Genomic DNA, 12,550 nt, shown 5'->3' on the forward strand with positions numbered 1-12,550 from the left:
GGCTTTATTTTCACCGCAAAATTGTAACTTTCAGATAAAAACCAACGCTATTGATAAATTTAATTTCATTAATCGATAAATAAATATTATATTTCCACCACGAATTTTTATTAAGTCATAGTTCATGTGATGTCTATCGCATGTGCTAGAGATGGATGAATCATGTCTGCACAACAGCAACCCCAGCTTAAGCATGGGCTGAGCAACCGCCATATTCAGCTGATTGCTTTAGGCGGCTCTATTGGTACAGGCCTATTTTTAGGCATTTCTCAAACCATTAAACTGGCTGGTCCTTCCGTTATTTTAGGCTACGCACTGGCAGGCTTAATTGCATTTTTCATGATGCGCCAGTTGGGTGAAATGGTGGTTGAAGAACCAGTGAGTGGCTCTTTTAGTTATTTTGCCTACAAGTTTTGGAGCCCTTTTGCCGGCTTTATGTCGGGCTGGAACTATTGGGTGCTCAATGTCTTGGTCTGCATGGCGGAACTCAGTGCCATCGGTCTCTATGTCCAATATTGGTGGCCTGAAATTCCCACATGGATCTCAGCGCTTGGTTTCTTTGCACTGATCAATGCCATCAACCTGCTGCATGTCAAAGTCTTTGGTGAAACAGAATTTTTATTCTCCATGATTAAAATTCTCGCGATCATTGGCATGATTGGATATGGCGCTTGGTTACTGGCAAGTGGTCACGGTGGTGCACATGCCTCTATTTCCAACCTCTGGGCTTTAGGTGGTTTCTTTCCCAATGGGATTTCTGGCTTAATCATGGCGATGGCCATCATTATGTTTTCCTTTGGCGGGATTGAACTCGTTGGTATTGCTGCTGCGGAAACCAAAAATCCGACCACAACTATCCCTAAAGCAGTCAATCAAATTGTCTATCGTGTGTTGCTGTTTTACGTGCTTACGATCATCGTTCTGCTCTCATTGTTTCCATGGAATCAAATCGCAGAAGGCGGTAGTCCTTTTGTTTTGATTTTTGACTCATTAGGTAGTCAAGGCGTGGCAACTGTGCTGAATTTTGTGGTCTTAACCGCAGCCATATCGGTGTATAACGGTACCAGCTATGGCACGAGTCGTATGCTGCTAGGTCTGGCAGAACAAGGTAATGCCCCACAGTTTTTAAAGAAAATTAACCAACGTGGCATCCCTTATGCAGCCATTTTATGCTCTGCATTGGTGACCTTACTGTGTGTCGTCTTGAATTATATCTTTCCAGAAAAAGCCTTTAAACTACTGATGAGTCTTGTAGTTTCAGCCATTGTGATTAACTGGATGATGTTGGCGTTGACCCATTTAAAATTCAAGCAACGTATGCTGGCATTGAAAAAATCAACCTTGTTTCCAACTTTGTTTTACCCTATTAGCAACTATATCTGTATTGCATTTATGCTTGGTATTTTAGTGGTGATGTGGCTCACACCTGATATGCGAATTGCAGTGATGCTGATTCCACTTTGGATTGGCTGCTTAACCCTAACTTATTGGTTTAAACAAAGATCAAAAACGCAAAAAATACAATAAATAAGTCAGCAAACAGCGCCGTTAAAAGGCACCCTTCCCTTTAAAGACGCTGTTTGCAAATCAAAGCCAATTTCCCAAATGACTTTGATTGAATCACTTTATTGTAGTCATGACCAATGCAGAGTGTTTCTCTTTTATTTGCTTATTTTGAGTATTTATTGAGAAATATTTTCACATAAAATAGTTTATAAAGAAAATTATACGCAGGAATACGTTATGAATGACGCTCACTACGTTTTAGATAAAATTGACCGCCGTATTTTGTCTGAACTTCGCCAAGATGGCCGTCTGACCGTTACCCAGTTGGCGGAGAAAGTTGGGCTGTCCTCTTCTCCTTGCTGGACACGTGTAAAACGCCTAGAAAATCTCAACATCATTGAAGGCTATACAGCAAAGATTAATTCAAAAGCCATTGGGATTAATGAGCTGTTTTTTATTGAAATTACGCTTGAACGCCATGATGATGAAATCTTAGAACAATTTAGTGAGGCACTGGCTTACATGCCTGAAGTGGTTGAAGCGCATTTAGTAACTGGCGATTACGACTACTTACTCAAAGTCGCAGTGAAAAATGCGGAACACTATGAACGCTTTTTGCGTAAAAATTTATACTCAATGAAAGGTGTACGACATACACGCTCCATTTTTGCCTTACGCCCTTTGAAGCTCGAAAATAAATCCGACCTCATTATGATTGAGTGATTGCTGCAAATATTGTGTAAATGTGGTTTAATACACGCAGTATGAGATGAGCCTCTTACAGTATGTGCCTTAGATGTGCATACGACTAGCCCCTAACCATGGGGCTTTTTAATGTCTATACGTTTTAAAATACTGATATTTTAGATAGTGCAAATTATTCAAATACAAAATGCTAGCCAATAAAAAAGCACCCCAAGGTGCTTTTTTATTAACGATATCATCCCTAAAAATATTAACCCAAAATACCAATTGAAAGCTGAATCACAAAAGCATTCACAATATCGACAAAGAATGCGCCCGTCAGCGGAATGATCAAAAAGGCTTTATGGGATGGTCCGTAAGTATTGGTTACCGCTTGAATATTGGCAATTGCTGTCGGTGTCGCGCCTAAGTTGACGCCACATTGGCCTGCACAAAGTACCGCAGCATCGTAGTTCTTACCCATCACACGAAAAGTCACAAAGTACAAATAAAGTGCTAAGAACAGTGTTTGAACAATCAGGATAATCACCAGTGGACCAGCCAAATCTGCCAACAACCAAAGCTGTAAGGACATCAACGCCATGGCTAAAAACAGTGCCAGTGAAGCATTGCCAAATACATCGATACAGCGGTCAAAGACCTGAACTTTCAAACCATGCTCTAAAATATTACGTAAAACCACACCACACATTAGCGCCCAAACAAAACTTGGTAGCTCAAACCACTGCCCTTTAGCCGCCGCTGTCATGAAGTATGCAAAGCTGATGCAAATTGCAAACATCCCCATAGTTTTGACCGCATCATCTGCCGTAATCAGACGCGTTTTTTCAGGAAATTCAAATGGAGCCGTTTGTGCTGAAGGTGGCGCTTCATTACGCCCTGTTGCAGCTGGAATTTCTTCAGCCAACTGGTAGCGACGTATCAGAAATTTAGCGATAGGTCCGCCTATTACCCCACCAATGATTAAACCAAATGTTGCACTTGCCATACCCAGCACAATCGCACCATGCACACCATGTTCTTGTTCAAATATCGTGCCCCATGCACCTGCTGTCCCATGACCACCTGTGAGTGTGACCGAACCGGTAATTAAACCAATCAGCGGGTCTAGACCTAAAACTTTGGCAAGACTAATACCAACCACATTTTGCAGCAGGACAAATACAATAACGCAGACCAAAAATACAAGCAGCGACTTCCCACCTTCTTTGAGCTTAACTAAGCTTGCACTTAACCCCACAGAGGTGAAGAACATCAGCATAAAAATTTGCTGAATATTGGTATCAAAGTTGACAGTTATGTTTGAACTTTTAAATAAGATATAAGTGATAACAGCTGCAACCAACCCACCCGCAACAGGTTCGGGAATGTTATATTTTTTTAAAATACTGACTTTATTCACAAATACATAACCGACCAATAGCACAGCAACTGCTGCAACAATGGTCATAAATGCATCGAATTGATAATTCATGAGATATCCAATGATGCTTATTGCATTAATTCTAAAACAGATAAGTCAGTGGTGAACAGGCTAAAGTTTCTCAATGTACAATTTCTATGCTATAGATTACATGATGTTTTAAAACTAAGCTCGGTATTATAGGAATTCATCATCGTAAAATAAAAAGACCCCATTGGGTCTTTTTATTTTTATAGCAGCGTTACTTTAAAATTAGAATTTATAATTAAAGCTAAGTGTTGCATTACGCGGAGCACCCCACGCCATTGCACTCGTACCAATGCCTTCATAATATTTTTTGTCGAAGATATTATTCACGTTAACTTGCGTACTAAAGTTTTTATCAAACTTATAACCGAGCATTGCATTGGCAAGATATAAATCACCGCGGTCGATACGAGTTGCACCAGTACCTGTATAAATTTTGCTTAGGTAATTTACACCTGCACCTGCATACCATGCTTCATTTTTATATTTTACAAATAGATCTGCTGTGTTCCGTGAACTGGTCGTGTTGTAATCATTTCCTTCGGCATCTTCAGCATCAAAATTAGCCACACCAAAGCTCACACCCCAGTTATCATTGATTTCACCATCAACATTCAACTCAACCCCTTTACTCACAACACCATCAGTACCGTAATAAGCATTTTCAGCTAAGCCATCTACTTTAATATTTTCACCTTTTTCATTAAGTAAAAGCGCCGCAGCATTATCTTGTTCAATACGGAATATTGCCAATCCAGCATTCAAACGGCCATCAAACAGCTCGCCTTTAAAACCTGTCTCGTAACTTTTACCTTCAATCGGGTCTAAATAATCACCTGATTGTTCTTTTCTGCTCTGCGGTTTAAAAATACTGGTATAGCTTGCATACCATGAATAGTCTTTAGCAAAGTCAAAAATAATACCTGCATATGGCGTTAACTCATTTTCAAATTTACGATTACCTGCACCATTTTCGGACTCATATTCCCAACTCGATACGCGTAAGCCAGCAACTGCTTTCAATGGATCAAGAATATGGAATTTCCCTGAAATATAACCAGAAGTTTGCGTGGTTTCATTCAAAGGATTGGTCTTATCCATTTCTAAAGTACCCACCAAATGGGTATTCATGTTATTAAAATCAATAACATCTTGACCTAATAAGTCAATTAGGTTTTGCTTTGTTTTTGCTGGATTACCCTGTACAAAAGTTTGACCATAGGTATTTTTCTTAAGTTCCGCTTTATTCCATGAACCACCTACCACAATTTCCTGATTACGCCCTGCAACTGTAAAAGGCGCCGAAATGTACACATCGACATTACTTTCATCGTTTTGTTTATGATCTTTGTAAACCGATGCATTTTCAATTGGAATCGTATTTGTTGCTTTATCAACTTGTCCTGCAGTGTAGAAAATAAAGCTATCGGTGTCATCACGACGATAAGAATAAGCCACATTTAAATTAACGTTATTAAATAAATTCTGTTTTACACTTGCAAAGAATGCTGTCGAAGCTACATCCCAATATGTCCAATCCGAACTAACTATAAGTGAGCGGGCAAAGTTAGTACGTGAACCATCAGTGTAAAAAGCAGGTAAACCACCCCAACGCACGCCATCTCGGTTTAATTCTTGGTAGGTTGCCCCAAAAGATAATGAGGTTTTATCACTTAAGTCATAGTCAATTGCACCATATGCAACATTACGTTCTTTAGAGTAAAAATCCATATACGAATGTTCATCAGAATGCTTCACAAACACACGACCACGTAATGACCCATCGCTATTGAGCGGTGCAGATAAATCTGCAGAGCTTGAATAACTATCCCATGAGCCAACAGAAGCATCTACCTTACCTGTAAATTCTTTGGCATTGGCATGCTTACGAATCATGTTTAAGCCCATGGCTGGGTTACCTGCACCTGTCATTAACCCGTTCGCGCCTTTTACCACTTCGACACGGTCATAAATACTGAGGTCAGGGTCCCCCGCACCCAAAGTTAACGTACTTGGTAAACCATCTACTAAGTAATAATCAATTTGGAAACCACGCGCAAATGCACTTTGACGCTCATCAGTACGAACTGTAGAAACACCAGTAATGTTATTGAGTAAATCTTGGAAAGATTCGATATTACGGTCATCTAAATATTCACGGGTATAGACTTTGACTGTTTGTGGGGTTTCACGCAGTGATAAATTTAACTTGGTTGCGGTATTTGTGCTACTCGTCGTATAGCTGCCTGTATTTTCGGTGACTGCTGTTTTATCTTGGGCTGTAAGAATAATGGTCGCCAACTGTGCATTTGGCTGAGACGTTGCATTCGCCTCCTCCTCTTCTACCGTGTTTGCATGTGTCATAGACAGCATGGCAGTTGAAGACAGGAAAATAATTTGCATCGCCAAATAAAGTGGCTTTTGCGTAGACAGAGGACGTATAAACATATCAGGATATTCACAGCTAATGAGAAAAAATAAGACAATGAATTGATAATTTTAAAGTGCGCACGTGCCTACTATGCTTAAGTAAAACAAGTACCTTTGTAGCATCACAAGTACTAAGATTCGTAAAATCCTTTTCGAACATCTCAGTGGTTTGAGTCATTACATATCAATCCATTTCGAAAAATTATAAACAAAAAATAACGCAAGTGATACTAATTATCATTAGCAAATACATCTTTAATTTAGATTTAAGATATTTGTATTGTAGATATACGTTTCTTTTCACAGAAAACTGAGTGAAAAACAAACATTCGATATTTATAATGCTCTATTTTTTTATAATTATAAATATGACAACAAAAAAAAGACCACGTATATTTTGGTCTATTTTTAACTCATGGTCTTGTCGACGACTTACTCGATGTCATACACCCAGTTTTTGGCTTGTTGGTCTGTCGTAGTTTCACACACATAGTAGTCTTGATCCCACGAGTCTTGATGGAAAATTTCCATTTTTCGATAGGTCACCTGTTTGCTATTTTCTACACAGATAAAGCTATCGCCTTGGTCTTTGATTTGAGTTCCATTAAGGAAACCACCAATACAGAGGAATCGGGATTGTTTGGGCATTTGTTTATATCGACTTTAAAAATCACTTAGTTAAATGATCTAAAATGGTAAATCATCATCCATTTCAGCTGGTTTTAATATAGCTTGCACCATATCTTTATCCCATTCATTAATATCCATTGGTTTTAGTTTTTTGTCTTCAGAAAATAAACTTTTCGCGATCTTGATTTTTTTCCCTTCTTTATTCTCCCAAATTTCAAATTCGTTATTCCCAGTAAAGAACTCAAACTGATATCCAAAAGCATTTAAAAGTGTATTCAATTCTTCTTCATTTGCAAAATAAACTCTAATGTTTGTATTTATAGCTTTCTTAATAGCATTAAATACAGGATGATTCGAGAATAGAATTTCACTAATTGCCTCATTTCCCTTTGACTTTTCATTAGTGAGGTATGTGACGAGTTGTTTTAAAGTTTTAGCTGTATCTTTAAGCTCTTCAATAAGCTTAAAATCTTTTTGTTTTGAAACATCACTTAATAAACTTTGAAATAGGCTTGCCCACTGCTCCTGAAGATACATAATAATATCATTTGATGTTTCAAATCCTGTATATTGATTATTAATTGGCAGGGCAAATACTTCATCCAAAAATTTATATATGCCAATATCATTTACAGCAGAAAACTTCATCAACTTTATGACTTCTTCATTATCTTTATTATGTTCGTATGTTTTATATTCATGTAAAACAGCCTTCTCAACAAAAATATATACCTGCTTACCTTTTTCTAAGGCTATCTTTAATTCTTTCTGAGAAATGGAGTAACCACCACTTTCAAATGCCGCGGAACCAAACCTTCCACCAATAATTGAAATTAGAATATCGCAATTATCAATTTCTTTATAGCAATAATCTTCTAATCTAGATAAATTTGAATATGGAATATGTCCTTTTTCATTCAAAATTGGATCATAATTTCTTTCTTTGATATAACGTTCAAGATCTGAACGAATATTTCTTAAATCATAATATGTTGAGCTAATAAAAATTCTTGGTTTAGCCATTTTTTATTTAAAATCAATAAAATAAATTTAAATCATTTTAATTATAATTACTTACAAAAACAATCCAAAAAAATAAGGACTGATTACTCAGCCCTTATTTTTAACTCAATTTAATCTATTTTTCAATAATTTAGGTTAATTGAGCAGCAGCAATTTTCTTCGTATCAACATTCGCAGCAGCGTCAGTATAGTCGCCCATTTTGTCGAAGCTTAAGTATTGGTAGATGTCAGCAGACATGCTATCAATTTGAGCTGCATACTGTTGGTATTCTTCTGGAGTTGGTAGTTTACCCAATACAGCAGCAACAGATGCAAGTTCAGCAGAAGCTAAGTAAACGTTCGCACCTTGACCTAAACGGTTCGGGAAGTTACGAGTAGAAGTCGATACACAAGTAGTGTTCGGCGCTACACGTGCTTGGTTACCCATACATAATGAACAACCCGGCATTTCAGTACGCGCGCCAGCTTTACCATAAGTATTGTAGAAACCTTCTTCCATCAATTGACGTTCGTCCATACGCGTAGGTGGAGCAATCCACAAACGAGTTGAAAGTACGCCACCAGGAACTTTCTCTAACAACTTACCAGTTGCACGGAAGTGACCGATGTTCGTCATACATGAACCAACGAATACTTCGTCAATTTTCACGCCTTGAACATCAGAAAGCAATTTCGCATCATCTGGGTCATTCGGGCAGCAAAGAACTGGTTCAGTAATTGTCGCAAGGTCAATTTCATACACTTTCGCGTATTCAGCGTCAGCATCAGCTTTAAGAAGTGATGGGTTCGCTAACCATTTTTCCATGTTCTCAACACGACGAGCCATAGTACGCGCATCGCCATAACCTTCAGAAATCATCCACTTCAACATAGTGATGTTTGATTTCAGGTATTCAGCAACTTTCTCTTCAGAAAGAGTGATAGAACAACCCGCAGCAGAACGTTCAGCAGATGCATCAGAAAGTTCGAATGCTTGCTCAACAGTAAGGTCTGTTTCCATTTCTGTTAAGTCGATCTCAAGGATACGACCAGAGAAGATGTTTTTCTTACCTTTCTTCTCTACAGTTAAGTCACCTTGCTGAATCGCAACGTAAGGAATGGCATGTACAAGGTCACGTAGTGTGATACCAGGTTGCATTTTGCCTTTGAACTTAACAAGAACAGATTCAGGCATATCCAGTGGCATAACACCAGTCGCAGCAGCGAACGCTACAAGACCAGAACCCGCAGGGAATGAAATACCAATTGGGAAACGCGTATGTGAGTCACCACCAGTACCAACTGTATCTGGAAGAAGCATACGGTTTAACCAAGAGTGAATAATACCGTCACCTGGACGTAAAGACACACCGCCACGGTTCATGATGAAATCAGGAAGCGAGTGTTGCATTTGAACGTCAACTGGTTTTGGATATGCAGCTGTGTGACAGAAAGATTGCATCACAAGGTCAGCAGAGAAGCCTAGGCAAGCCAAGTCTTTCAATTCGTCACGAGTCATTGGACCAGTGGTATCTTGCGAACCAACAGTCGTCATCTTAGGTTCACAGTAAGTACCTGGAAGTACACCTTGACCTTCAGGAAGACCACATGCGCGACCAACCATTTTCTGTGCTTGTGTGAAACCTTTGCCAGTAGCAGCAGGTTGAACTGGAGTACGGAATAAAGTCGATGGAGCAAGACCTAAAGCTTCACGCGCTTTAGTCGTCAAACCACGACCAACGATTAAGTTGATACGACCACCCGCACGTACTTCGTCTAGAAGCACTGGAGTTTTAAGTTCAGCTTCAGCAATGACTGCGCCGTCTTTAGTTGCAGTTACTTTTGCAGCAGCATGATCAATGTTAAGAACGATTTCATCGCCCATGTTCATGTTTGCAACATCAATTTCGATTGGCAATGCGCCAGCATCTTCCATTGTGTTGAAGAAAATCGGAGCGATTTTAGAACCTAAGCAGTAACCACCGTCTTTTTTGTTCGGGATGTGAGCAATTTCGTCACCGAAGAACCAAAGTACAGAGTTAGTTGCTGATTTACGGCTTGAACCAGTACCAACAACGTCACCTACGTAAGCAACTTGGTTGCCTTTCGCGATCAAGTCTTTGATTTGGTTTAATGGACCAACTTCACCAGGAACTTCTGGGTTGATACCGTCACGTACGTTTTTCAACATTGCATTTGCGTGCAATGGAATGTCTGGGCGGCTCCATGCGTCTTGTGCAGGTGACAAGTCGTCAGTGTTAGTTTCGCCAGTTACTTTGAAAACAGTCAGTTTGATTTCAGTCGGAACGTCTTTACGAGTCGTGAACCATTCAGCGTCAGCCCAAGACTGCATAACCGCTTGTGCATTCGCGTTACCCGCTTTTGCTTTGTCTGCAACGTCATGGAACGCATCAAATACAAGAAGAGTTTTCTTCAATGCTTCAGCCGCTAATTCAGCAAGTGCAGCATCATCAAGAAGAGCAACTAAAGGAGCAACGTTATAACCACCAAGCATAGTACCTAGTAAGTAAACCGCACGTTCTTTAGAAACTAATGGAGAGGTCGCCTCGCCTTTAGCCAAAGCAGCTAAGAATGCAGCTTTAACATATGCAGCTTGGTCAACACCCGCTGGAACACGGTTTTCTAGTAAATCAACTAAAAATGCTTCTTCGCCAGCTGGTGGGTTTTTTAATAATTCAACTAATGCAGCTGTTTGAGCATCATCAAGTGGCTTCGGTGGGACTCCGAGTGCGGCACGTTCTGCAACGTGTTGGCGGTAAGCTTCTAGCACGGTGTTATTCCTCTTTTTTAAAAAATTATTTACGTATTCCTGCTTTAAATAAAGCTACGTAAATAATATGGACTGCTTAATTTTACTAAAATTCCAGTTAAAAGTTAATGCGCTACAAGTGTTTCTTCGTGATGCCCATTATTTTCTAACTAAATGATGCTCATATCGATTGAACATAAAAACAGCAATCTAGTCAGATCGTTTGAAAATGTTTCACATTAACTTTGAACTGCCATTTAAAAACAAAAAAGGCAACCTATGTTGCCTCTTTTTACTCAATATAAATATTCAACCTTAGTGTACTGTTGTGGCTTGAATATATTGTTTGAAACTTTCACGACAACCTTCAAATTTCATCTGAATTTCATCCTCATGTAAATTTTGATGTGCAGAGCTTGCAAAAGAAATTTGTACTGAAATTCGTGTAGGTTCATGGTCAAGTGCGTGTTTGAAGTATACATGGTCACCCAAGCTAAGGACATAATGGCCGCCGCCAATTACGGCCACACCATTTTCATCTTCCAAGAGTAAATCTGCGTGATTTAAATAGCCAACAACTTCCATTTTCTGCTCCTCTCGTTTTTATTCTATGTTCATTATTCTTTATTTTTATATGCTTTGCTATATATATGATTTAGAGTTTTGTCACAAAAAGTTCTATCCAAAAAATAAAAAAACCGTTCCTTAGAACGGTTTGTAATCTGGCATTTCAGTATGCGGTGTTGCGATACATTTTTCAGTATATTTCACACGAATTTTTTCACGCGCACCTTCAATATCGGACTTAATTTCAGCCTCAGGTAAAGCATAAACATCTTCAATAATTTCTAACGCAAATGCCTTGGTCATTTCGTCTTCAACTTTATTGGCATGCTCAATCGCTTTATCTTTTTCAATGGCATTTTGACGGTCTAACATAATTGAACGTGCTGCATTACCAATACTTTTACAATAGCCATGCCATTGCTCTTCTGGTGTTAACGGTTTTTTCTCAGCACAACCCACCAGTGCAATCACAGCAGCCAAAGCGAATAACTTTTTCATTACAACTCTCCTATTCGCCCTATCATAATCAAACTTTTTCAAATGAAAAACCATTACCCACTTTAAATAAAATAAAAGCCCAAATTCGGGCTTTTATTCTTAGAAAAATTAACCGCAGCTTGCTTGAACCACTTTATCGGTTTTCGGATCAACTGTTACTGTCACACGGTCTTCACGATAATCCATAGTCACAGGCTGCCCCGGTTGTACTAAGCGTACCATCTTCGCACTGGTTTTTTGCTTAATCTGCGCTTCAGTTAAATTTGACTGACCAATCAAAGCTGTTGCTTGCTCAGCAACACATTTGCTTTGACTAGCACGGAAAAGCGCCCATTCTTCAACAACTTGACCATTCGGTAAATGGCAATAGCCTACTTCGCCATTGGCATCTTTCCGAATCTCTAATTTACCACCCTGTTCAACACAGTACGTACTGGCAGGATTAGCCATACCTAAAGTTGGCTTTTCAGTTTCATTCTTTTGCGCAGTACTACAACCCGAAATAGCAGCAACCATTAATCCAAGCATTACGATTTTTTTCATAAAAAATATTTCTTTAAATAAAAGATCAACATAGCAAATATATTTTTAAAAAACTGTGCGAGTTTTGCAAAATTTAAGATTGCATAAAAAAGCCCATCATTTGACGGACTTTTTATTTTGAAAAGCTAGATTTTCAGGTCATTTTTAATTGACTGAGTGAATATCAAGCTCTTCATTTTTCGCTAAAACTACAGATGCTAGAATTGGAGTACCTAAAATGAACGGCATAGCAAAGATCCAAAAGACCACGGTATAGTGCGGATCAAAGAAAAACTGAATAGCAAGCGCCACTAAAATTAAAACTGAAAATAAAATCGCTGCAAAGCGTATTACAAAATTGATCGGCATAGGGATCATCACTCTAAATTTAGCAAGTCCATTTACTATACACCTACTTTCATTATGGTTTAATTGATTTTAAGTATCTAGTGTCTGTTATTCATAGGTTT

General features: G+C 38.8%; 11 protein-coding genes. 2 read left to right on the top strand and 9 right to left on the bottom strand.

Going from position 1 to position 12,550, the window contains the following annotated elements:
• Positions 1-162: 162 nt before the first annotated feature.
• Entirely contained in the window at positions 163-1,527 is a 1,365-nt protein-coding gene (locus tag GVX98_RS13555; protein WP_159128383.1) for an amino acid permease, read from the top strand.
• Between the two features lie 216 nt (positions 1,528-1,743).
• Positions 1,744-2,229 (top strand): Lrp/AsnC family transcriptional regulator, encoded by a 486-nt coding sequence (locus GVX98_RS13560; protein ID WP_004696532.1) that lies wholly within the window; start codon positions 1,744-1,746, stop codon positions 2,227-2,229.
• A 232-nt stretch (positions 2,230-2,461) separates the two neighbouring features.
• On the opposite strand, the gene gltS is transcribed toward GVX98_RS13560, so the two are convergent.
• The 9 genes from gltS to GVX98_RS13605 all read right to left on the bottom strand — a co-directional run bounded on the left by gltS (position 2,462) and on the right by GVX98_RS13605 (position 12,449).
• Complete coding sequence (gene gltS / locus GVX98_RS13565) at positions 2,462-3,685, bottom strand: sodium/glutamate symporter (RefSeq protein WP_159128384.1); 1,224 nt, start codon at positions 3,683-3,685, stop codon at positions 2,462-2,464.
• 201 nt (positions 3,686-3,886) lie between these two features.
• On the bottom strand, positions 3,887-6,109 hold the full coding sequence (locus GVX98_RS13570; protein WP_159128385.1) for a TonB-dependent siderophore receptor: 2,223 nt from the start codon (positions 6,107-6,109) through the stop codon (positions 3,887-3,889).
• Between the two features lie 414 nt (positions 6,110-6,523).
• Positions 6,524-6,739, bottom strand: coding sequence for a hypothetical protein (locus GVX98_RS13575; protein WP_159128386.1), 216 nt, complete (start codon positions 6,737-6,739; stop codon positions 6,524-6,526).
• Positions 6,740-6,778: 39 nt separating this feature from the next.
• Positions 6,779-7,744 carry a DUF4062 domain-containing protein gene (locus tag GVX98_RS13580; protein WP_159128387.1) on the bottom strand — a complete coding sequence of 322 codons (966 nt, stop codon included), beginning with the start codon at positions 7,742-7,744 and terminating at the stop codon, positions 6,779-6,781.
• A gap of 130 nt (positions 7,745-7,874) precedes the next feature.
• Entirely contained in the window at positions 7,875-10,514 is a 2,640-nt protein-coding gene (locus GVX98_RS13585) for a bifunctional aconitate hydratase 2/2-methylisocitrate dehydratase (protein WP_004981961.1), read from the bottom strand.
• Positions 10,515-10,808: 294 nt separating this feature from the next.
• On the bottom strand, positions 10,809-11,078 hold the full coding sequence (locus GVX98_RS13590; protein WP_004696516.1) for a hypothetical protein: 270 nt from the start codon (positions 11,076-11,078) through the stop codon (positions 10,809-10,811).
• Positions 11,079-11,198: 120 nt separating this feature from the next.
• Entirely contained in the window at positions 11,199-11,558 is a 360-nt protein-coding gene (locus GVX98_RS13595; protein WP_058869841.1) for a hypothetical protein, read from the bottom strand.
• Positions 11,559-11,666: 108 nt separating this feature from the next.
• Positions 11,667-12,101 carry an I78 family peptidase inhibitor gene (locus GVX98_RS13600; RefSeq protein WP_159128388.1) on the bottom strand — a complete coding sequence of 145 codons (435 nt, stop codon included), beginning with the start codon at positions 12,099-12,101 and terminating at the stop codon, positions 11,667-11,669.
• Between the two features lie 144 nt (positions 12,102-12,245).
• Positions 12,246-12,449, bottom strand: a complete 204-nt coding sequence (locus tag GVX98_RS13605; RefSeq protein WP_010327009.1) for a hypothetical protein — start codon at positions 12,447-12,449, stop codon at positions 12,246-12,248.
• Positions 12,450-12,550 lie beyond the last annotated feature (101 nt).

The sequence above is a fragment of the Acinetobacter sp. 8I-beige genome (assembly GCF_902505955.1).
In the GTDB taxonomy this organism is placed as follows: domain Bacteria; phylum Pseudomonadota; class Gammaproteobacteria; order Pseudomonadales; family Moraxellaceae; genus Acinetobacter; species Acinetobacter johnsonii.